The 20,533-nt window shown below is 66.8% G+C and carries 18 protein-coding genes; 8 read left to right on the forward strand and 10 right to left on the reverse strand.

Annotated features, from left to right (window positions below):
* Window positions 1-160: 160 nt before the first annotated feature.
* From GE073_RS02545 to GE073_RS02555, 3 genes are read right to left on the reverse strand one after another with little or no spacing between them, the layout of a single operon-like run.
* Window positions 161-1,024: a sugar phosphate isomerase/epimerase family protein gene (locus GE073_RS02545; protein ID WP_028597975.1), complete on the reverse strand. Its 864-nt coding sequence runs from the start codon at window positions 1,022-1,024 to the stop codon at window positions 161-163.
* A 2-nt stretch (window positions 1,025-1,026) separates the two neighbouring features.
* Complete coding sequence (locus GE073_RS02550; protein WP_084136775.1) at window positions 1,027-2,199, reverse strand: Gfo/Idh/MocA family protein; 1,173 nt, start codon at window positions 2,197-2,199, stop codon at window positions 1,027-1,029.
* A gap of 56 nt (window positions 2,200-2,255) precedes the next feature.
* On the reverse strand, window positions 2,256-3,431 hold the full coding sequence (locus tag GE073_RS02555) for a Gfo/Idh/MocA family protein (protein ID WP_028597974.1): 1,176 nt from the start codon (window positions 3,429-3,431) through the stop codon (window positions 2,256-2,258).
* 238 nt (window positions 3,432-3,669) lie between these two features.
* On the opposite strand from GE073_RS02555, the gene GE073_RS02560 reads away from it, so the two are divergent.
* Both GE073_RS02560 and GE073_RS02565 read left to right on the forward strand, forming a co-directional pair.
* Entirely contained in the window at window positions 3,670-5,238 is a 1,569-nt protein-coding gene (locus GE073_RS02560; protein ID WP_101808457.1) for a histidine kinase N-terminal 7TM domain-containing diguanylate cyclase, read from the forward strand.
* Window positions 5,239-5,427: 189 nt separating this feature from the next.
* Window positions 5,428-6,438 (forward strand): oxidoreductase, encoded by a 1,011-nt coding sequence (locus tag GE073_RS02565; protein WP_153782714.1) that lies wholly within the window; start codon window positions 5,428-5,430, stop codon window positions 6,436-6,438.
* A 73-nt stretch (window positions 6,439-6,511) separates the two neighbouring features.
* Here GE073_RS02565 and GE073_RS02570 read toward each other — a convergent pair whose 3' ends face one another.
* The 5 genes from GE073_RS02570 to GE073_RS02590 all read right to left on the reverse strand — a co-directional run bounded on the left by GE073_RS02570 (window position 6,512) and on the right by GE073_RS02590 (window position 11,646).
* The gene (locus tag GE073_RS02570; RefSeq protein ID WP_228551240.1) at window positions 6,512-7,033 is read right to left on the reverse strand and encodes a GNAT family N-acetyltransferase; all 522 of its coding nucleotides are present in this window, start codon (window positions 7,031-7,033) and stop codon (window positions 6,512-6,514) included.
* 89 nt (window positions 7,034-7,122) lie between these two features.
* On the reverse strand, window positions 7,123-8,283 hold the full coding sequence (locus GE073_RS02575) for a glycerate kinase family protein (RefSeq protein ID WP_101808458.1): 1,161 nt from the start codon (window positions 8,281-8,283) through the stop codon (window positions 7,123-7,125).
* 136 nt (window positions 8,284-8,419) lie between these two features.
* The gene (locus GE073_RS02580) at window positions 8,420-8,980 is read right to left on the reverse strand and encodes a hypothetical protein (RefSeq protein ID WP_153782715.1); all 561 of its coding nucleotides are present in this window, start codon (window positions 8,978-8,980) and stop codon (window positions 8,420-8,422) included.
* 78 nt (window positions 8,981-9,058) lie between these two features.
* A complete protein-coding gene (locus tag GE073_RS02585; RefSeq protein WP_153782716.1) occupies window positions 9,059-10,666 on the reverse strand; it encodes a methyl-accepting chemotaxis protein in 1,608 nt (535 codons plus the stop codon).
* Between the two features lie 143 nt (window positions 10,667-10,809).
* Window positions 10,810-11,646 (reverse strand): PPK2 family polyphosphate kinase, encoded by an 837-nt coding sequence (locus GE073_RS02590; RefSeq protein WP_153782717.1) that lies wholly within the window; start codon window positions 11,644-11,646, stop codon window positions 10,810-10,812.
* 148 nt (window positions 11,647-11,794) lie between these two features.
* Here GE073_RS02590 and GE073_RS02595 point away from each other — a divergent pair, with 148 nt between their 5' ends.
* Window positions 11,795-12,544 (forward strand): GTP pyrophosphokinase, encoded by a 750-nt coding sequence (locus tag GE073_RS02595; RefSeq protein WP_153782718.1) that lies wholly within the window; start codon window positions 11,795-11,797, stop codon window positions 12,542-12,544.
* Window positions 12,545-12,611: 67 nt separating this feature from the next.
* Here the strand turns inward: GE073_RS02595 and GE073_RS02600 are convergent, their stop codons facing one another.
* Window positions 12,612-13,487 (reverse strand): glycine-rich domain-containing protein, encoded by an 876-nt coding sequence (locus GE073_RS02600; protein ID WP_153782719.1) that lies wholly within the window; start codon window positions 13,485-13,487, stop codon window positions 12,612-12,614.
* Window positions 13,488-13,643: 156 nt separating this feature from the next.
* The gene (locus tag GE073_RS02605; RefSeq protein ID WP_228551241.1) at window positions 13,644-15,554 is read right to left on the reverse strand and encodes an LTA synthase family protein; all 1,911 of its coding nucleotides are present in this window, start codon (window positions 15,552-15,554) and stop codon (window positions 13,644-13,646) included.
* A gap of 279 nt (window positions 15,555-15,833) precedes the next feature.
* Between GE073_RS02605 and GE073_RS02610 the strand changes: the two genes are divergently transcribed.
* The 5 genes from GE073_RS02610 to GE073_RS02630 all read left to right on the forward strand — a co-directional run bounded on the left by GE073_RS02610 (window position 15,834) and on the right by GE073_RS02630 (window position 20,245).
* Window positions 15,834-16,406 carry a sigma-70 family RNA polymerase sigma factor gene (locus GE073_RS02610; protein WP_153782720.1) on the forward strand — a complete coding sequence of 191 codons (573 nt, stop codon included), beginning with the start codon at window positions 15,834-15,836 and terminating at the stop codon, window positions 16,404-16,406.
* A 29-nt stretch (window positions 16,407-16,435) separates the two neighbouring features.
* A complete protein-coding gene (locus GE073_RS02615) occupies window positions 16,436-17,653 on the forward strand; it encodes a hypothetical protein (protein ID WP_153782721.1) in 1,218 nt (405 codons plus the stop codon).
* Window positions 17,650-18,600: an ABC transporter ATP-binding protein gene (locus GE073_RS02620; RefSeq protein ID WP_153782722.1), complete on the forward strand. Its 951-nt coding sequence runs from the start codon at window positions 17,650-17,652 to the stop codon at window positions 18,598-18,600. Before GE073_RS02615 ends, GE073_RS02620 begins: the two co-directional genes overlap by 4 nt.
* The gene (locus GE073_RS02625) at window positions 18,597-19,502 is read left to right on the forward strand and encodes an ABC transporter permease (RefSeq protein ID WP_028597959.1); all 906 of its coding nucleotides are present in this window, start codon (window positions 18,597-18,599) and stop codon (window positions 19,500-19,502) included. Before GE073_RS02620 ends, GE073_RS02625 begins: the two co-directional genes overlap by 4 nt.
* 170 nt (window positions 19,503-19,672) lie before the next feature.
* Window positions 19,673-20,245 (forward strand): hypothetical protein, encoded by a 573-nt coding sequence (locus GE073_RS02630; protein ID WP_153782723.1) that lies wholly within the window; start codon window positions 19,673-19,675, stop codon window positions 20,243-20,245.
* Window positions 20,246-20,533: the final 288 nt, after the last annotated feature.

Here is a 20,533-nt window from a genome sequence, read left to right on the forward strand (position 1 = left end):
CCCCCCAAAAAAACGGGACGAGGCCGTCGATGACGGCTTCGTCCCGTTTTTCTTGCCGCCCGCCTAAGCGAGAGCGGTCCATCTCCCGGCATCTCGCACGGCGCAGAGCGCCGCGAGAGCCGCGCCGCCCCTTTCCCCGCGCAAGAGGCGTCCGGCTCGGCTAGCGGGCCGCGCTCTCCTGCAGCAGCTCGCGCATGTAGGCGGCGAATTGCCGCAGCATCTCCGGCGAGCGGTGCTCGCCGCTGAAGTCCTCGACGCCGATCCAGCCGTCGTAGCCTACGGCGGCCAGATCCGCCGTCACCTGCGCCCAGTCGACGATGCCGCGGCGCATGCCCGCCCAGCCGCATGTCCACCGCACGCTGCCGTCCTCGCGCTCGGTCGAGGTCCAAGCGGCGTTTTTCATGTGCACATGAGCCAGATGCGGCCCGAGCAGCTCCATGCCCATCCGGTAGTTCTCGAAGCCCTCGTGGACCATGTTGCCGGGATCGAGCAGCACGCCGACGGCATCGGGATCAAGTCCTTCCAGCAGGCGCGCGGCCGCCGAGGCGCTCGGCGCGATCGTGCCGTGGTGGGTCTCGAGGACGCCCTTGACGCCGTAGCGGCGGCATAATACGGCCGCCTCCGCCAAGTAGCGGCGCTGCTCCTCGTACAGCTCGCCGAACGGCCGCGTGCGGTCATAGCCGTGCAGGCCGAGCCGGATCATGTCCGCGCCGAGCGAACGAGCGGCGGCCAGCACGCGCTCGGCCGCGTCGAGATCGCCGCAGCGCAGATAGGGAGCGATGCCGATGCTGCGCAGTCCGGCGGCGGAGGCGGCCCGCTCGTAGCGAGCCAGCTCCTCCTCCGAGGCGTCCACGGGGATGGTGGCGAGGTTGTTGCCCCAATACGACGGAGCCTGCTGGCGCGCCTCGTCGGAGGTGCGGGCGTAGCGCCACTCGATGCCCTGCAGGCCGGCGGCGGCCGCCGAGGCGGCGAGCTCCTCCGGCTGCAGGTCCGGGGTGGCGACGGTAAAGACGGACAGGCGAATGCTCATGGACGGAGCTCCTTTCCTTGCGGGGAGTCGGATCGGGATTCCTGCGCGGCTGCCGAGGCGGAAGCCGCCTGGGCCTGCGCCTGCAGGACGCCCGCTCCGCTGTCGATCCGGATCGCCTGAGCTTGCGCGCGCAGGCAGAGCTCGGCCGCCTTGAACGCATGTTCCTGGGTCATGGCGTTCTCCGTGCGGTTCAGCACGTCGAGGATCAGCTGGCCGAAATAAGGGAAGCCGACCTTGCCGCCAAGCTCCATCCGGTGCTCGCCCTGGCCGTCGACGAGGTAGAGCTGGTCGCCGCCGGAGCCGCGGGCGATGTCGACGTACTTCCGCAGCTCGATGTAGCCCTTCGTGCCGAGCAGGATCGTCCGGCCGTCGCCCCAGGTCGACAGTCCGTCCGGCGTCAGCCAGTCGACGCGGAAGTACTGGCTCGCGCCGTTGTCGCCGAGCAGCGTCGCATCGCCGAAGTCTTCGAGCTCGGGATGGTCCGGGTTCGCGAAGTTGCCGACCTTGCTGCTCAGCACCTGCGCGTCGCGGCAGCCGGCGTAGTGCAGGAACTGCTCGATCTGATGGCTGCCGATGTCGCACAGGATGCCGCCGTAGCGCTCCCGCTCGAAAAACCAGCGCGGCCGGGAAGGAGCGTTCAGCCGATGAGGTCCGGTGCCGATCACCTGCACGACGCGCCCGATCGCGCCGTCCTCGACGAGCTTGCCGGCGAAGACGGCGCTCTCCACATGCAGCCGCTCGCTGAAGTAGACGGCGTATTTGCGCCCGGTGCGGGCAGCCGTCTGGCGCGCCAGCTCCAGCTGCGCCAGCTCCGTGAACGGCGTTTTGTCCGTGAAATAGTCCTTGCCGTGCTCCATGACGCGCACGCCGAGCGGGCCTCGCTCGCTTGGCACCGCGGCCGCCGCGACGAGCCGGATGTCCGGATCCTGGAGAATCTCCTCCAGCGAGCCGGCCACCACGGCGCCGGGATAGCGCGCGGCCAGCGCGGCCGCGCGTTCCGGCTGCGGATCGTAGACCGCGGCGAGCGTGCCGCCCGCCTCGGTCAAGCCGTTGCACATGCCGTAGATATGGCCGTGATCGAGATGCGCCGCCGCGAAGCGGAACTCCCCTTGCTCCACGACCGGCCGCGGCTTGCCCTCCGGCGCGTAGTTCATGCCGTCCTTGCTCATCGGTGTTCTTCCTCCTTTTTCTCGGTCCTGCGTCTAGCTTCCCTGACCGGCCGGGCTCAGTGCGTGCCCTGCACGTCGAGCCTGGCGCCGGCCGCGGCCGGATCCTTGCGGCTGCTGGAGGCGTCGATCCGCTCCTGCAGCGCCTGGAGGTAGCGCTCCTCGTCGAGCGGCAGCTCCACCCAGCCGTCGGTCCACGTCGACAGCAGCATGGCGTTGCACAGCTCGAGTCCGCGGATGCCCTCCTCGCCCGGAGCGGCGAGCGGAGCGCCGGTACGGATCCCGTCCACCCAGTTCCGCGTGACGGCGCGGTGATGCTGCGGATCTCCGCCGGGCAGCGGAACCTCGATGCGCCACGTCTCCGGCGAGCCGAAGCCGCCCTTGTAGTCGCGGTTGAACTCCGGCTCGGGGACGCGCAGCCTCCAGAACGTCAGCTTGCCGTCCTCGGCGACGAGCTTGCCCCGCTCCCCGCTGATCTCGAGCCGGTTCGTGCCGGGGGCGTCGCAGGTCGAGGTGATGAAGACGCCGGTCGCGCCGTTCGCATACTCGGCGTAGGCCGTCACGTCGTTCTCCACCTCGATGTCCCGATGCTTGCCGAAGCCGCAGAAGGCGCGGATGCGCGACGGCATCAGCCCGGTAATCCATTGGAAAAGGTCGAGGTTGTGCGGCGACTGGTTCATCAGCACGCCGCCGCCCTCTCCGGCCCAGGTCGCCCGCCAGCCGCCGCTGTCGTAATAGCTCTGCGGCCGGTACCAGTCGGTGATGATCCAGTTGATCCGGCGCAGCTCGCCGAGCTCGCCGTCCGCGATCAGCTCCCGCATCTTGCGGTAGAGCGGATTCATGCGCTGGTTGTACATGAGGGAGAAGACGCGCCCGCTCGCCGCTGCGGCCTCGTTCATTTCCCGCACCTGCTTCGTGTAGACGCCGGCCGGCTTTTCGACCAGAACATGCAGTCCGGCGCGGAATGCCGCCTTGGCCTCTTCCGGATGCGCGTAATGAGGCGTCGCGATCAGCACGGCGTCGACTTCGCCCGAGGCGATCAGCTCCTGCGTGCTGCCGTATGTCCGCACCTCGTTCCCGAGCTGCTCCTGGGCCCAGTCGCGCCGCGCCGCGACGGGATCGGCGACTGCCGTCAGCACCGCTCCCTCTACTTCGCCCCGCGCCAAATAGCCGGCATGCGCGGAGCCCATATTGCCGAGTCCGATGACCCCGATGCGGATCGGATCTTGATTCATGGTTCTGTTCCTCCTCCTTGAAGGTCGGCCGAAATGCCGCATTGCGTTGCCTATGAATCCGCTTGCAGGAGTCATTCTAACATGATGCCGCTTTGTTCACTTGATCGACGCATGCCGATCCGCGGCCGGAATTAACTCTCGTTGCCTAATTTACCGAAGAAATAGATATCCCGGAATCCGTCCGCTTCCCGGCGGCCGAGAAAGGCCGGGGATCAATCGTACTGGTGGAGGACTGCTTATGCTGATGACCGCTTCCTGCCTTGTGGCGGCTTGCGTGCCGATTGCCTTGTCGCTGATTCTATTCCGTTTCCGGCAGGTGCCGGGGACGATCTTTTATATATGGATGGCGGTGCTGTCGGCCTTTTTCAGCTTCACCGTGCTCATGCAGTATTCCATGCCGGAATTCGAAGCCAAGCTGTTCTGGCGGAATGCGACGCAAATCTCGATCTTCCTGTTCCCGATTGCCAGCCTGTTCCTCTCGATGGTCCATGCCGAGCTCGAGCGCTGGATCCGTCCGGGCCTCATCATCGCCCTGTCGGTCGTCTCGCTCACGGCGCTCATCCTGTTCTTCACGGACACCGCCCATCATCTGATGCGGCAGGAGGTCCATGTGAGCGCATCGGGCCTGACCGTCGCGCACCGCACGACGCTGGGCACGCTGTTCATCGGCTACACGCAGCTCGTCCAGCTGGTCGGGGCGTCGCTGCTGCTCCGAGCGGCTTGGGACGCTGCCGGCCGGCGCCGCAGGCAGCTTGGGCTGATGGCCGTAGGCGCGCTGCTGCCGGTGCTCGGCATCAGCGCGAATCTGATCTACCCCGAGCTGTCCGCCACTCCGGCCGGCTCGATCCTGTCCTCGCTTCTTCCCGCCTGCATCATGATCTTCTACGGCCTTTACCGCTATCAGCTGCTGCATATCGTGCCGTTCGCCCGCGACAAGCTGATCGAGAGCATGAAAGAGGGCGTCGTCGTGCTCGATGCCGACCATCGGCTGATGGACTACAATCCTTCCGCCTATCGGCTGCTGGTCAAGGCCGGAGCGCAGGAGGGGAGCAACTGGACGGCGCTGCCGCTGTCGCTGCTGCTGCCGGGAGCGGAGTCGTGGCTGCAGGCGCATGAGCGCCGCAGCGAGCTGGAGATCGAGCTCTCCTTCCCGGATGGGAGCAGCGAGCAGCAGGTATGGCTCAGCATCACGGTGACGCCGCTGGAGTCGGAACGGGGCGTCTACTTCGGCAGCCTGTCCGTCATCGCGGACATTACCGAGACGAAGCGGCTGGAGCAGGACTTACGCCGCCGCGCATCGACCGACGGGCTGACCGGCATCTACAATCAAGTCGGCTTCATGGAGCGGGCGCAGCGCCATTTGTCGCTCAGCCTCGAGGACGGGGAGGGGTTCAGCCTGATCGTGCTCGATCTGGACCACTTCAAGCGGATCAACGACGAGCATGGGCATCAAGTCGGCGACATAGCGCTCAAGGGCTTCGTCCGTTCCGTGCAGCAGGTCGTCGAGCGGCGCGCGCTGTTCGGCCGGATCGGCGGCGAGGAGTTCGCGGTCGCGCTGCCGGGAGTCCGGGCGGATCAGGCGCAGGAGCTGGCCGAGCGGATCCGCCGGGCGGTTATGGAAGGAGCCGGCCTGGAGGCCGAGGAGGAGAGCCGGCCGGCGCGGGTGACCGTCAGCATCGGCGGCTCGACCGCGAGCTCCGCCGATCGGGCGGACTTCCAGCGGCTGCTCGCCGCGGCGGACCGGGCGCTGTACCGCGCGAAGCGGAGCGGCCGCAACCAGGTCCGCTGGGCGGAGGAGCTGGAATAAGGAGCCGGCCCGCGGGCTCCTTTTAAAAAGAAGCTCTCGCGCGAGTGCGGCCGGGGGGATCCGCGCCAATCGGTCAGCCGTTAGATTTCGCAGGGCAGATTCGATAGAATAAGAGGGAATGGATCCAAGGGCGGGTTGGCGATCTCGGCAAGCCGCTTCTACAACAAGCTGCCGATAGGAGGAATCCCCATGCATTTCAGAGCGCTCGTGGCGGACCGTCGGGAGGATCAAGCGGAGGCGTCCGTCCAGACCGTGGAGGAGGCGCGCCTGCCGGAGGGCGACCTGCTGCTGAAGGTCGCTTATTCCAGCATCAACTACAAGGATGCGCTGGCGATGGAGCCCGACGGGCGCATCGTCAGCCGCTACCCGCATATCCCGGGCATCGACGCGGCGGGCGAGATCGTCAAGAGCTCGGACAAGCGGCTCAAGCCGGGGACCAAAGCGATTGTGACGGGCTACGGCTTCGGTGTCAGCCAGCACGGAGGCTACTCCGAGTTCGCGCGGGTTCCCGGCGATTGGGCGGTTCCGCTGCCAAAAGGCCTGACCGAGCGAGAGGCGATGGCGCTCGGCACGGCCGGCCTGACCGCGGCGATGTCGGTGCAGCGGCTGCAGGACAGCGGCGTCTCTCCGTCGTCGGGACCGGTCGTCGTCACCGGCGCGAGCGGCGGCGTCGGCACGCTCGCCGTCTCGATGCTGGCCCGGCTCGGCTACGAGGTGGAGGCAGTCTCCGGCAAGGAGGAGGCGCATGAGCGGCTGCGGGAGCTCGGCGCGGCGCGGATCCTGCCTCGCGAGGAGCTGCAGCCGCAGGAGGCGCGGCCGCTCGACAAGCAGCGCTGGGCGGGAGCGGTTGACTGCGTCGGCGGCACAATGCTGGCCAGCCTGCTCAGCCGCATGAAGTACGGCGGAGCCGTCACGGCCTGCGGCTTGACCGGCGGCGGCGAGCTGCCGACGAGCGTATATCCGTTCATCCTGCGCGGCGTGAGCCTGCACGGCATCGACTCCGTATGGGCGCCGAGAGAGCTGCGCAAGCGGCTGTGGAAGCGGATGGCCGGCGATCTGAAGCCTCGCCGGCTGGAGGAGCTGATCGCCGAGGTCGAGCTGACCGAGGTGCCGGCCGCCGCCAAGGAGCTGCTGCGCGGCGCCTCGACCGGACGCAAGGTCGTTGTCGTAGGAACGGATGCCCGGCTGTCCGAACGCTGAAAAAAGAGCTGCCTCTGCCGTCCATGAGATGGACCGCAGAGGCAGCTCTTTTGTTTCTGCGCGATCGCGCAAGTCAGGCTGCAGAGATCTTTCGCCCGACATACACGAGATCGCGCTCGACGCCGTCGAGGACGGCGACGCGGGGCAGGCGGCCCCAGACGTCGAAGCCATGCTTCTCGAACAGCCGCAGGCTCGGCTCGTTGTGGCCGAAGACGAGGCCGACGAGCGAGTGGATGCCGAGGCCCGGGCAGGCGTCGATCGCGCGCTGCAGCAGCCGGCCTCCGAGGCCTTGGCCGCGCAGCGCCGGGGAGAGGTAGATGCTGATCTCGGCCGTGCCGTTGTAGGCGGCGCGCGGGTGGAACGACTGGTAGCTCAGCCAGGCGACGACGGCGCCCTGGCCGTCCTTCAGCACCCAGAGCGGGCGAAATTCCGGCGAGTGCTCGTCGTACCAGGCTTGCCGCTGGGCGGGCGTCACCGGCTCCAGATCGGCGGTCACCATGCGGCCCGCGATCGTCGTATTGTAGATGTCCACGATCGCCGGCAGGTCCTCCGGACGCGCATCGGCGAGGGTGTAGGTCAGCAGGGGTTCATTCACGGGGTCAGCTTCCTCTCGGCGGGATGGTCGTGTTCTCCCTATCGTAGCATGGCCGGCAGGAGGGCGGCTACCGGGAGCGCAGGGCGGGCTTACAGCGCTTCTCGCGGCGGCTGCTGGAGCTTGAGCAGCCTGCCGATGCTCTCGCAGGTCCGCTCCACGTTTTTCGGCCCGTCCGCGAGCAGCCGCTCCAGCTCGGACGCTCCCGGCACGATGCCGAAGATCGCGTCGATGCCCTCTTCGTACAGCGTCTCCGCGCCGTCGCCGACATATCCGGCCAGCGCGATGACGGGCTTGCCCGCCTCCTTGGCCGCCTTCGCGACGCCGAACGGCGTCTTGCCGAACCGGGTCTGGAAGTCCATGCCGCCCTCGCCCGTGAAGCAATAGTCCGCCTCCGCCAGCTTCTCGCGCAGCCCGGCGCAGTCGATGACGATGTCGATTCCCCGCTGCAAGGTCGCCGGCGTGAACGCGAGCAATCCCGCTCCGAGTCCGCCGGCCGCTCCGGCTCCGGGGAGATCGCGGACCGGCTTGCCGAGCTGCTCCGCGAGGACGGACGCGTAGCGGGACAGGGCGGCGTCCAGCGCCAGCGCCATTTCCGGCGTCGCGCCTTTTTGCGGACCGAACACATGCGACGCTCCGGTCGGGCCGCAAAGCGGATTCGTGACGTCGCAGGCGACGATCATCTCGGCCTCGGCCAGCCTCGGATCCAACCCGGACACGTCGACCCGGGCCAGCCGCCCGAGGCTGCCGCCGCCTCGGGGCAGCTCGGCGCCGTCCGCATCGAGGAACCGGGCTCCGAGCGCCTCCGCCATGCCGGCCCCGCCGTCGTTCGTCGCGCTGCCGCCGATGCCGACGATGATTTTGCGAATGCCCCGGTCCAGGCAGGCGCGGATGAGCTCGCCGGTTCCGTAGGTGGTGGCGAGGAGCGGGTTGCGCTGCTCCTTGGGCACGAGCTGGATGCCGCTGGCGGACGCCGTCTCGATGACGGCGGTGGCGCTGTCTCCGAGGATGCCGTAGCGGGCAAGGACGCGCTCGCCGAGCGGGCCGGCCACTTCCTCGGCGACGAGCTTGCCGCCGCTCGCGTCGACGAGCGACTGGACGGTGCCTTCTCCGCCGTCGGCCATCGGGACGTGGATGAAGCGGGCGTCGGGGAACGCCTTGCGCAGGCCGGCCTCCATCGCGATGCAGGCTTCCTTGGCCGTCATGCTTTCTTTGAACGAATCGGGGGCGAGCAGAAAGGTCGGTCGTGACATGCGATCACCTCTTGGTTCGTGTGGCAGGTCAGAGCAGGAATTCGTACAGATGGGCGTACGGCATCGGATGCCGGCAAGGCTCCGATCTCGTCCGCGTACTCTTCCAGAGGCTTGATCCGCCCATGCGGGCCCGATCCTATTCGGAGCCTGTCCCGGCACCCGGAGGATAGGCTGCTTGACGAAGAGCGGACCGCACCCGCTCGGCGGCGGCGCGGTAAGCCTCGGCCACTGCCGGCTCGTAAGCCGCATGGAGCGCCTCCATCTCCGCGCGAAGCCCCGGCTCGCGCTCGAAATCGGATGCGGCCGGAGGCGGAGCCGGCGATTTACCTTCAAGCCGCTTGCGATGGACGGCGGCCGTATCGGCGAGCGTCTCGAGCAGCTCCAGCGAGCCGAGCTCCCGAAAAGCTGCAAGCAGCCCCGCCCATGTATCAGGCGTTTGGAGCAGCATGCCTGTCCAGACATAGTATTCCCAGGCGGATCCGGCAGCGTGCCTGTCGAGCACGCGCAGCAGGAACAGCGGTCGAAGCTTCTGCGGCAGCGCATCGAACGCTTCTTTCTTGCGAATATCGGACGCGCCGCGCAGAGGGGCGAGCACCGGCTCGAGGAAGCGGATGAGCAGGCTGCGGTCGGACAGCTCGGCGAGCTGGTCCGGAGTCAGGCTGTAGTCGGGAGTGGGCATGGGGAGAGAGGTCGCCATAGAGGAGCCGCTCCTTTCATCACAGGGAGTAGAGCGATCGAACCGCCAGGAACGAAGGGCGTCGGCTCGATCCGCCGATCAGGCCGGTCGAGGCAGATCCGAGCCGGGGGCGTCGTCTCTGCCCGGTCGGGCCAGGCGGGCCTCCGCCGCGATGGCCGCCGCATCGCCGCCCTGGAAGCCGGCCAGCAGATCGGAGGCGAGGCCGGCGATGCGCCTGGCCTCGCCGTCCGTCTGCTCGGAGGCCGTCCGCTGCGCCTCCGACAGCTGCGAGAGCCGCTGCGCGGACTGGCTGGTCTGATCCGCTCCGGCGGCGATGTCCGCCATGCGCCGGGAAGCGGCCTCGCAGCCGGCATCCATCTCGCGGATCGTCGCGGTCAGTCCATGGATGCCCTCCGACATGACGAGCAGCTCCTGCTGCAAGGAGCGGAACTGTCCGAGCGACTGCTCCGCCCGGCCGGACGCGGCCTCGGAGGCGTGCAGCCCTTCCTCGACGCGAGCGGCGGTGCGCTCGTTCTCCTGCCGCATGGAGCTGACGATCTCGCGCATCTGCTCTGCGGTGCGGCTGCTGCGGGCGGCGAGCTTGCGCACCTCGCCGGCGACGACGGCGAAGCCGCGCCCGGAATCTCCGGCGCGTGCCGCCTCGATGGAGGCGTTGAGCGCGAGCAGGCTCGTCTGCTCGGCCATTTCGCGAACCGCATCGACCATTTCTTCGGCCGTCTCGGACGCGGTCACCATGGCGGAGGCGGAGGCGGCCGTCTCGCGCAGGATCGCGCTTGCGGAGGCGACCTGCCGCAGCAAGCTTTCCATGCCGAGGCGATGCTCCTCCAGGCCAGCATCGGCGGCAAGCGCCTTGTCCTGCGTGCCGCCGGTAACCTCGGCCGCCTGCCGAGCCTTGGCGGCGATGTCGTTCAAGCTGGACTGCGCCTGCGCGACAGCGCTCTGCTGCAGCTGCTGCAGGCGGACGGCTTCCGCGAGCCCGCTGCCGACCTCGGCGCTCTGGGCCGCGCTCTCGCGCGACAGCTCGGCGACGGAGCCGGCTGCGGCGTCCAGATCCGCGCTCAGCGCGCGGACGCGGCCCAGCAGCCCTTCAAGCTGCTCCTGCTTCTGCTGCCGCTCCGTCTCCAGCCGGGCGACCTCGCGGGCCTTGCTGCGGATCTGCAGGCAGGTGAACAACGCCGTCAGCAGCAGGAACAGCGCATGGATGAGCACCATCGAGAACGGATAGCGGCTCATGCCGAACACGAGCTCCGGCGCAAGCAGATAGCCCCCCAGATGCTGGACGGCGAACAAGCCGGTCATGACGGCGATCAGGCGGATGCTTTCGTAATAGGCGGCAAGGGCGAGCACCATGAAGATCGAGAAGTGGAACTCGACGCTGCCGCCCGACCCGGCGATGATGGAGATGCTGGAAAAGGTGAGCGAAAGCGTCGCGAGCAGCGGAACGAGCCGCTCGAGGGCGCCGCCCCGCTCGCGTCCGAGCCAGAAGGCGGCGAGCAGCAGCAGGAACGGAAGGACGAGCAGGACGTTGAGCGAGAACGGATCTCCCTCGGCGGCGTGGCCGGGCATGGCGTGGCCCATGCCGGACGGGAACCAGCCGAGCGAGCGGTGCGCGAAGTGGATGGCGGCGCCGAGCAAGGCCAGTACGGCGGCGGAACGGAGCATGAAGCGGTTGCGGTACGATAGCATGAATGTCGGATTCTCCCTTGAACATGAGGATGAGGATAGGGGAAGAGCGGGCCTCCTGGACAGGCGGACAGGCTCTAATCTGGATAACGCCGCCGGAGGGCGGCTGGATCAAAAATCGGCAGCGGGGCGGATCGGCCGGGCGCTCATGCCGGCCCGGGATCGATTCCGTCTCTCAGCTCGTCCATGCGGCTCGCGACCTCCTCGTGCGGCTGCGGGTAGGACAGCTCGAGCTTTTCCAGCTCCTCCACGAGCGTGCGGAGGACGACGTAGTTGCGGAACCAGCGGTTGTCGGACGGCACGACATGCCAGGGAGAGGCGTCCGTCGCGGTGCGGCGGATCGCGTCTTCGTAGGCGCTTTGATACTCTTTCCAATGCTTGCGCTCCTCGAGGTCGTTCGGATCGAACTTCCACCATTTCTCCGGATTCTCCATGCGGTCGCGGAGCTTTTCGAGCTGGAATTCGGGCGAGATGTGGAGGAAGAACTTGAGGACGCGGATCTGCTGCGACTCCAGCATCTCCTCGAAGTGGCGGATCGCCTTCAGGCGGCGGCGGGCTTCCTTGTCGTCGATCGAGCCGTGCACGCGCGTGATGAGCGCCTCCTCGTAATAGGAGCGGTTGAAGGCAGTCATGCAGCCGCGCGCCGGCACGCTGCGGTGGGTCCGCCAGAGGAAGTCGTGCTGCGCCTCCTCGTCGGTCGGCTTTTTGAAGCTGTAGGCGCGGAAGCCTCCCGGGTCGATGCCGCGGAATACTTTTTTGATGACGCCGTCCTTGCCGCTGCAGTCCATGCCCTGAAAAACGATGAGCACGCCGTGGGTGCGGGAGGCGAAAAGCCGCTCCTGCTGCTCCTCGAGCCGTCCGAGCAGCTCGCGCTGCTCGTCCTCGATCTGCTTCTTGTCCTCGATGCCGTTCGTGTCTGCGGGATCGAACGCCTTCAGCTTCAGCTTGGCGTCCGCGCCGATGCGGTAGCGGTTCAGGTTCATCGCGAATGGTCCTCCTTCGATAGCCGGGATGGGATGATGGCTGGCCTCGTCATGGTGTAGAATGCCCGTTTTTTGAAATCGAGCCGTCGGTTGTGAGATGATAGGTATAGATTACAGCGGCCTGACGGGCCGGACAAGGAGCCATGCGATGAATTCTCCGCAGCTTGCGCAGCTCAAGAAGCTCAAGAACGAGATCACCCGCTTCATGATGATGTATAAATTCGCCCTGGACGAGATGGAGACGAGGATCGAGATCCTCAAGGAGGAATTCCAGCTTCTCCACGACTATAACCCGATCGAGCATACGAAGTCGCGCGTGAAATCGCCCGAGAGCATCATCAACAAGGTGCACCGCAAGGGCAGCGAGCTGTCGCTGTCCTCCATCAAGCAGTCGATCCAGGACATCGCCGGCCTGCGCATCACCTGCTCGTTCGTTTCCGACATCTACCGCATCCGCGACATGCTCCGCATGCAGCAGGACCTCAAGATCGTGCAGGTCAAGGACTATATCGCCGAGCCCAAGCCGAACGGCTACCAGAGCCTGCATGTGCTCGTCGAGGTGCCGGTGTACATGTCGGACCGCCAGGAGAAGGTGCTCGTCGAGGTGCAGATCCGCACGATCGCGATGGACTTCTGGGCGAGCCTGGAGCACAAGCTGTACTACAAGTACAACAAGGCCGTCCCGGACCATCTGCTGCGCGAGCTGAAGGAAGCGGCCGACTCGGCCGCCGCGCTCGACCTCAAGATGGAGCGGCTTCACCGCGAGGTGGAATCGCTGCAGGCGGAAGAGGAAGAGGCCGAGGACTTCCTGCCCGCGCTGCTCGAGGAGCCGCGGCAGAAGCAGACGGACGGGCCTGCGCAGCTGCTGCGCCTGCTCGGAGGCGACTTCGGAAGCTAGCGCTTCGCCTTCGCCTTCGCCGAGGGCCAGGCTTGGCGGCGAAGCGGGACTTTTGCCCGCAAGCCTTTCAGCCCGGCTGGATCGCGCTCCGGACGGACGAGCCGGTCCGGCCCGACTCGAATTCCGCTGCCGGCTCGGGCCGGACGGCCCGCGACAGCGGATCGTACGGCGACTGCTCCGTCTCGAGGCTGTACGCCAGCAGCACCCAGGAAGGGTCGCTTTCGTCGCGGCAGCGCTCGCGGTCCTCGGCGGACTCCGCCTCGTGATACCGCCTTGCGAGCGCGCAGCGCTCCCGCAGGCGCTGCCGCAGCGCCTCGATGGCGGCCTTTTTTTCGTCCTGCGAGGTTTCCAGCAGTCCGAGCGCCGCGCAGGGCGACGCGGAAGCCTGCAGCTCCTCCAGCGACTCGGCGTCCAGCTTGAGGCGATGGAACGGCCCGATCAGCAGCTGGGATTCCGGCTGCACGTGGAACAGACAGCCGTACAGCAGCTCGTACGCGCCGCGCGCTTGGCGGGCGGCCGCTCCGGGAGGCGACGGCGGAGCCGCTTGCTGCGGCTGGATGTAGTACCCGGCATAGCGTTCGCAGAACTGCTCGTAGTCGCGGGAGAACGCCTCCATCTCCCTCCACATTCGTTCGAGGTCAGCGCTGTACAGCGGAGGCTTCCGGAGCAGCGCGAGGAGGAAAAAATGCCGTTTCAGCTCCCGCTCCATCCATGTATGCTTGATCTCGCTCAGCTCGGGATCGCTGCTGCGGATGCGCTCGCGCACCTGCCTCAGCCATTCCTCGGGCATCGCCTCGTCGAGCCTCGCCTCCAGCTCGGCCATGTAGGCCGGCAGCCCTTCCCGCAGCTCCAGTCCGGATGCCGCGAGCGGGCGATATCGCTGATCCGCCTCGTCCGGCGCGCCTCCCGTGCCGCCGAGCCATTCCTTCAACCGGTTCATCATCCGCCGCCTCTCTCCCTCCATCTAGTCGGTCTTGTACCCGCTATTACCCGGGCGCGGCGGTTTTCCACCAGAGGATAGAGGAAATCTTCCCATCTTAAAGAGCACGCAAAAGAGGAACGAGCCGGCGCTTGATCGCGCGGGGCCCGTTCCTTTTTCTCATTGGCCGGAGTCGGAGTCGGAGGGATATTCCGCTCCGCCATGCTCGGGCAGCGCGGTCATGTAGCTGTCGGACAGCCGCAGCAGCTCGAGCGCGCGGCCGTAGTCGTCCTCGCTGGCGCCGTCGGCGGGCTGGCCGTACTTGAGCGCGTAGCGCGTGCCGTCCTCGTAGCCGACGCCGGGGATGTACAGCGAGCCGGAGCCGAGGAAGGAGCCTGACGGCAGGTAGTACCGCTGCGGGATCAGGTTGGCGGTCGCGTTCAGCAGATCCTGCCCGAAGTGGATCTGGCCGTCCAGCGAAGCGCCGGCCAGATTCGCGATCGTCGGCAGCAGGTCGACCTGCCCGCCGAGCGTCTCGATGCGGCGCGGCTCGGTCACGCCGGGGGAGGCGATCATGAGCGGGATGTTGATCATGTCCGGGTATCCGTACTCATGCCCGAAAATTTCCGCCATCAGCTCCTTGTCCTTGCGGTCAAGCGAGAAGATCGGCAAGCCCTGGTGGTCGCCGTAGACGACCAGCAGCGTGTCCTCCCACAGCCCCGACTGCTTGAGGCCCTCGATGAACCGGCCGAAGGCGTAGTCGGCATAATGCTGCGAGCGGATGTAGTCGCCGACGAGCGTATCCTCGTAGCGCTCCGGCAGGACGAGCTCCTGGCCTGCCGGCATTTCCGGCGTCAGCGTGAATGGGTGATGGGCCGTCATGGAGATGAGCTGGGCGTAGAACGGCTTGCCGCTCGCGTCCATCTCCTTCAGCTTGTCGAGCGTCTTGGCGTACAGCACCTCGTCGTCCGCGCCGAAGTAGACCGAGTCTTGCTCGCCGAAAAACGGCTTGTCGTAGAACTGGTCGAAGCCGACCGCCTTGTACAGCTCGCGGCGGTTCCAGAAGTCGACGACGTTCGTATGGAACGTCGCGCTGTCGTAGCCCTGCGCCTTGAGCAGCTTGGGCAGGCTCGGCACGTCCTTGTAGGCGTAGTCCATCGTCGCGGCGCCGCTCTCCGGAATATAGAACGAGGTGTTGACGACGAACTCGGCGTCGGAGGTGTTGCCTTGGCCGACCATCTGGTAGAAGCGGTCGAAGTAGAAGCTTTCCTGCGCCAGCCGGTTCAGGTTCGGCGTCGCCTCCTGGCCGTCGAGCTTCAGGCCGATCAGGAAGTTCTGGAACGACTCCAGCTGCACGACGACGACGTTTTTGCCCTTGGCGGCGCCGAAGTAGGCCGGAGAAGACGAGGGCTGCAAGCCCTTGAGCTCGTCGATGCGGGCTTGCGTCACTTCCTCGGGCTCCAGCAGCTCTTCCTCGCTGCCGGTGTCGAGCAGGGCGTACGCCTCGTAATTGAGGATGCCCATGTCCTCGGCCTTCGTATGCTCGTTCATGCTTGCCCGATTGGGCAGAATATTGAACAGGCAAAGCCCGACGGAGGCGACGACGACGGCGCCGAACGCCATCCGGCGGCGGCTGCGCGCGGCGCCGGGCGCGCGTTCCGGCTGGAACAGCTCCTTGCGGCCGCGGATCAGCATCCAGGCGAGGACGACGATGTCGAGGAAGATCAGCGTGTAGTACGGATCCATGAGCGAGAACACGCTGTTGCTGACGGCGGTCACCTGGTTGACCTGCTGCAGCGCGTGCCAGGTGGCGATGACGCCGTAGTATTTATGGTACATGAAGACGGAGAACAGAATGCCGGTCAGCGCGGCGTCCGCGATGACGTAGTAGAGCAGCTTGCGCTTGCTCGCGAGCATCTCGATCAGGCCGAAGATGAGCCAGGCGAACGGCAGCTCGGTGATGAGGATCGCCCAGGACGGGCCGTCGTCGAAGATGACGAACCACGTCAGCATGCTCTTCAGCAGCAGGATGACGGAGAAAAACAGAAAAGGCCGGCTTGTCAGCAGCCGGGTCGCTACATTTTGCCGCACGAGGACAACTTCCTTTCGGGTAGGACTGAACGACGTGAAATGGCGTTGGCGCCGGCGGATCGGGCTGATCCGGGCGAAAGCTCTACAGGCTAGTGTACATTATGAGGCGGCTCCGACGCCTTGTCAAAAAGCAGGAAAGCATGCCAGAGGCCGTGACGGTCAGGTAATATCAGGAAATTCCGCGGATTCGGGCTTTTTTTGCGCCAGGCGGATACAAGGAGCGGTTTTCGTCCGTCTTACTCATAGCTGCAGCAAGGAAGGGAGGAGCGGACAATCGAGATGGGGATTCCGGAATCCAAGCGATACAAGCAGATTTTCTACGACTATTACCCGGGCGTGCTTCGCAAGCTGGCCGCGCTGCTGCGCGACGAGGCGCTGGCGGAGGACCTGGCTCAGGAGACGTTCCTGAAGCTGTACCGTCAGCCGCCCGACAACCTGGACGCCCCCGGCGCCTGGCTGCATCGGGTCGCCACCCGACTCGCCTATGACCATATGGACAAAGCGGCGCGCGACCGCCGGCTCACGGAAAAGCAGGAGCGGGAGCTGGCCGCGAGCGTCGGCGCCTCGCCCTCGGGAGAGGCCGAGCTGATGCGCCGGCTCGATCAGGAGGAGGTCCGGCAGTGGCTGGACGGCCTGCCGGAGCGCGACCGCAAGGCGCTGCTGCTCCGCTACTCGGGGTACAGCTACGCGGAGATCGCCGCCGAGCTGAGCCTGCGCCCGCCGCTTGTCGGCACGATGCTGGCGAGGGCGACCGACAAGCTGCGGCGCTGCGCGGAGCAGGCGGAGACAGACCGCAGGCGGCTGGAGGCTTCGCCGGAAGCCGGCTATCGAAGCCGGCTGGAGCTTCACTAACCACACAGACGACAAGGGAGGACGAGCGCATGAAGGAGCAGGATCGCCGGACGTTCCGGCCGAATCCAGCCGGGGCTGAAAGCATCCGCGGCGAAGCGGACCGGCCGGAAGCGTCCGCCCGCACGGACCGGGCCTGGGAACGGCTCATGCAGGCGATGGAGCAGGAGCCGATATCGCCGGCCTGGACGGAGCTGGAGCGGCAGGCGGAAGCGCGGGAAGAGGCGCTGCGCGCCGAGCAGAAGGAGCAGGCGGCAAGCCTGGCTCGACTCGAGGAGGAACGAAAGATGAACGAACGGATGGAGGAAACGAGAATGGACGCAGGAACGGAAAAAACGGCGCCGCGAGCGCGCCGCATGAGCGGCCGCGCGCGCCGCTGGATGGCCGGGGCGGCGGCGGCGGCCGTCGTCGTGACCGCGGTGGCGACGCCGATGGGCAACAAGGCGCTGGCCGCGCTGCTCGGACAGTTCCGCATGGAGCAGGTGACCGAGGTGAACGAGGCGGACCTGCAGCAGCTGTTCAACAGCGTCTTCAGCGAAGGCGTGTCGGAAGAAGCGGTCAACCGCTACGGCGAGTTCAAGGTCGAGACGGGAAGCAGCAGAGGCGAGATGAGCCGCGCGGAGGCGGAGCAGGCGGCGGGCTTCGCGCTGCTGCCGGAGTCGCTGGCCGGCAAGCAGGACAAGATTTATTTGAGCGCCAGCCAGAACCTGAGCATCAAGCTGGACGTGGAGGAGATCAACGCGACCATGAAGCAGCTCGGCGCGACGAAGCTGTTCCCGGCCAGCGTGGACGGCAAGAAGCTGACGCTCGCGATCGGACCATCGGTCAACTACTCGTTCGAAGCGGACGGCATGAACCTGAACGTACAGCAGATGAAGGCGCCGGTCGTCGACGTCGAGGCGGGGGTAGACCTCGAGGATGCGGTCGAAGCGGTGCTGCAATTCCCGCTCATGCCGGAGCAGCTCAAGCAGAGCCTGTCCAGCTCGAGGCTGCTGACGAACGGCGAGCTTCCGCTGCCGGTGTTCACCGACGAGAACAGCAAGGCGGAGCGGCTGCAGATCGGCGGCGTGCCGGTGCTCGTTACGGAGCGCAATTACGGCGACAACAACTTGAATAAGGAAGCGACCTTCGTCAAGAACGGCGTCATGACGGTCGCCTCGATGTATCAGAACGTCGAGGAAGGACCGATGACGCGCGAGCAAGCGCAAGCCTGGTTCGCCAAGCAGCTTGAGGAGCTGGTCGGAGCGTGAATGCCTTCGCGATCCAGACCGAGTCGCTGACCAAGCGGTACCCGAACGGGCGCGGCTGCAGCGACGTCACGATTACGGTGCGGGAAGGGGAAGCCTTTGGCTTCCTCGGCCCGAACGGCGCGGGCAAGAGCACCTGCGTCAAGATGCTCGTCGGCCTGATCTTCCCTACGGAAGGTCGGGCTTCGCTGTTTGGACAGGAGGCGGGCACGGTCGAGGCGAGGCGGCTCATCGGCTACTTGCCGGAGCTGTACCGCTACCAGGAGTGGCTCACCGGAGACGAGGTCGTGCGGCTGCACGCCAAGCTGGCCGGACTCGGCCGCGAGGAGGCGAATCGGCGCGTGCCGGAGCTGCTGGAGCGGGTCGGCATCGGCCTGCGCTCGCGCGACCGGGTCAAAGGCTACTCCAAAGGCATGCAGCAGCGGCTCGGCCTCGCCTGCGCGCTTGTCGCCGATCCGCGCATCCTGTTCCTGGACGAGCCGTCCTCGGCGATGGACCCGATCGGGCGCAGCGAGGTGCGGCAGCTGCTGCATGAGCTCAAGGGCCAGGGCAAGACGATTTTCCTCAACTCGCATCTGATGGAGGACGTCGAGGCGCTTTGCGACCGGGTCGCGCTGCTGAACAACGGCCGCATCCTGCAGCAGGGACGCGTCGAGGACGTGCTGCTGCAGCGGCCGCTCTGGCGGCTGCGGATCGGCGGCTACGCGCCGCCGCTGCTCGACTGGCTGCGCGCGGAGACGGGGATCGCGGTGCGCGAGGCCGAGGCGGCCGCGGACGGCTCGGCCGTGCTGGAGGCGGAGCTGGCGGACGAGGAGCAGGCGGGCTGGCTGCACAGCCTGCTGATCGGCCAGGGCGCGACGCTGTACGAGAGCGCGCGGGTGCGCACCAAGCTGGAGGAGTGGTTCGTCACCGAGCTGTCCGGCAAGAGCCATAGGGGGGAGAAGGCATGAGCATCATCTGGAGCATGACCTGGAAGGAGCTCATCCGCAAGCGCGTCGTCCTGCTGACCGGCATAATGACGGCGGTCTTCCTGATCGCCTACTGGTTCATCGCGTCGACGATCGGCGGCGAGATCGGCCAGTTCGGCCTGAGCGAGAACGACCCGATGTACGTCATCGAGCGGTTCACCCGCGGCATGATGATCCTCAGCCTCGGCTTTTTCTTCGGCACGTTCGTCGTCGCGTTCCTGGCGATCTTCAGCAGCTCGTCCGTCATCTCGGGCGAGGCCGAGCTCGGCGTGCTGCAGGCGCTCATGCCGCGGCCGCTGCCGCGCTGGAAATGGTATGCCGGCCGCTGGCTCGGCTATGTCAGCTTCGGCATGCTGTACGCGCTCGCGCTGTTCGCGGCCATCCTCGGCATCGCGGCCATTCATGCAGGGGTGCCTCGGGACGTCGGCTCGCTGTTTTTCGCCTACCTGCTGTTCGCCTCCGTCGTGCCGCTGCTCGTGACGGTCTCGATGCTCGGCTCGACGTTCCTGTCCGGCATCGGCAACGGCGTGCTCATGACGATGCTGTACGGCGGCGGCTGGCTGGGCGGCATGATCGAAAAGGTCGCCTCGCAGTTCGCGTCCCTCCAGCCGGGGCGGGCGGGGGACGGCATCGGCGACTCGCTGAGCACGATCTCCGGCCTGCTGTCGCTGGCGATGCCGGCCGACGGCCTGCAGCGGATGATGCTGGACCGGCTGTTCAATCTGTCCGGCGTCCAGGAGCTGATCGGACTGAGGGTCGACGACCTGTTCCTCATGCTGGGCGTCGGCTCGGCGCCGACGCCGGCTTTCCTCGGCTATGCGGCCGTCTATGCGGCCGTCGCGTTCGCGATCGGCATCCTTCGGTTTCAGCGCAAGGATCTGTAGGGTACTAGAGGGGAAAGGAGCTTGTCCGGACCGAAATGATTCCTTGTTCCCAGTCGATTCCAACGAAGGGCCTGCAACCCTCCTGGACCGGGCTTCGTTTAAGAGGGAAAGGAACATGGGCAGGCGATTCGTAGACGGCATCCAGATGACGCGGAGAAAGGAGGCGGCGCATGCGGACGGGAGCGGCGAGATGGATCGGCTTGTGCATCATGGCGGCGGGGCTGCTGCTTGGCGCGGCGGGCTGGTATTTCAATGAGAGCGAGCCCGGCAACGTGGCCGATGCGGCCGCCGGCCAGCCGAATGCGCTGCCTGTCGTCGCGAGCGGCGACGAGGAGCTGCTGCAGCGGCTCGGCATCCGGCTGGAGCGTCCGGACAGCGAGGCGCTGCCGCCCGGGCCCCGGGGCTTGAGCCAGGTCGGCGAGGCCGCCGCGAGGCGGAATGCCGAGCGGTCGTATCCATGGCTCGCCGACAGCGCCGACTCCGTCGGCTGCGCGCTGCGGCTCATGACGAGCCGCGACTTCCGCAGCTTCTCTCCGGAGGCGCTGGCCGCCAACCCGCATCTGCGCGAGGCGGGGCAGCTCAGCCGCACGCCCGTCTACATCGTGACGTTCCGCGGCGTGCGGGCGCCGAGCGGCATCCAGGGCCCTCCCGGCGGCACGGGCGGTGGCGGCTCGCTGAGCGAGGCCAACGTCGTCGTCGACGCTTTTACCGGCGTGCCGCTGCTGAGCTATAGCTACAGATGAACAAAGGGCTGTGCGCTCTCGCCGATGGATCGGCGCGAGCGCACAGCCCTTTTGTGTTGCGGCGGGATGGCTAGCGGGGGAGTCGGCGGAGGATGGTCCGATGGAGTTGAAGTTACGCGGAAAAACCGAGCAGCTCTGCTCAAGCCGGTGCCCCAACGCCGGAGTTGCGCGGAAAAATCGAGTAACTCGACTCGAACCGATGCCCCAATGCCGGAGTTGCGCGGAGAACCCGAGTAACTCGACTCGAACCGATGCCCCAACGCCGGAGTTGCGCGGAAAACCCGAGTA

It is taken from the genome of Paenibacillus sp. B01 (genome assembly GCF_009649995.1).
Classification (GTDB): domain Bacteria; phylum Bacillota; class Bacilli; order Paenibacillales; family Paenibacillaceae; genus Paenibacillus_O; species Paenibacillus_O pasadenensis.

Bases quoted from the DNA above. Each gene is read 5' to 3' on its own strand.
- GE073_RS02560 (WP_101808457.1), top strand. From the start codon at position 3,670: ATGCTGATGACCGCTTCCTGCCTTGTGGCGGCTTGCGTGCCGATTGCC.
- GE073_RS02630 (WP_153782723.1), top strand. From the start codon at position 19,673: ATGCGGACGGGAGCGGCGAGATGGATCGGCTTGTGCATCATGGCGGCG.
- GE073_RS02595 (WP_153782718.1), top strand. From the start codon at position 11,795: ATGAATTCTCCGCAGCTTGCGCAGCTCAAGAAGCTCAAGAACGAGATC.
- GE073_RS02590 (WP_153782717.1), bottom strand. From the start codon at position 11,646: ATGAACCTGAACCGCTACCGCATCGGCGCGGACGCCAAGCTGAAGCTG.
- GE073_RS02555 (WP_028597974.1), bottom strand. From the start codon at position 3,431: ATGAATCAAGATCCGATCCGCATCGGGGTCATCGGACTCGGCAATATG.
- GE073_RS02580 (WP_153782715.1), bottom strand. From the start codon at position 8,980: ATGGCGACCTCTCTCCCCATGCCCACTCCCGACTACAGCCTGACTCCG.
- GE073_RS02585 (WP_153782716.1), bottom strand. From the start codon at position 10,666: ATGCTATCGTACCGCAACCGCTTCATGCTCCGTTCCGCCGCCGTACTG.
- GE073_RS02565 (WP_153782714.1), top strand. From the start codon at position 5,428: ATGCATTTCAGAGCGCTCGTGGCGGACCGTCGGGAGGATCAAGCGGAG.
- GE073_RS02625 (WP_028597959.1), top strand. From the start codon at position 18,597: ATGAGCATCATCTGGAGCATGACCTGGAAGGAGCTCATCCGCAAGCGC.
- GE073_RS02550 (WP_084136775.1), bottom strand. From the start codon at position 2,199: ATGAGCAAGGACGGCATGAACTACGCGCCGGAGGGCAAGCCGCGGCCG.
- GE073_RS02610 (WP_153782720.1), top strand. From the start codon at position 15,834: ATGGGGATTCCGGAATCCAAGCGATACAAGCAGATTTTCTACGACTAT.
- GE073_RS02600 (WP_153782719.1), bottom strand. From the start codon at position 13,487: ATGATGAACCGGTTGAAGGAATGGCTCGGCGGCACGGGAGGCGCGCCG.
- GE073_RS02615 (WP_153782721.1), top strand. From the start codon at position 16,436: ATGAAGGAGCAGGATCGCCGGACGTTCCGGCCGAATCCAGCCGGGGCT.
- GE073_RS02575 (WP_101808458.1), bottom strand. From the start codon at position 8,283: ATGTCACGACCGACCTTTCTGCTCGCCCCCGATTCGTTCAAAGAAAGC.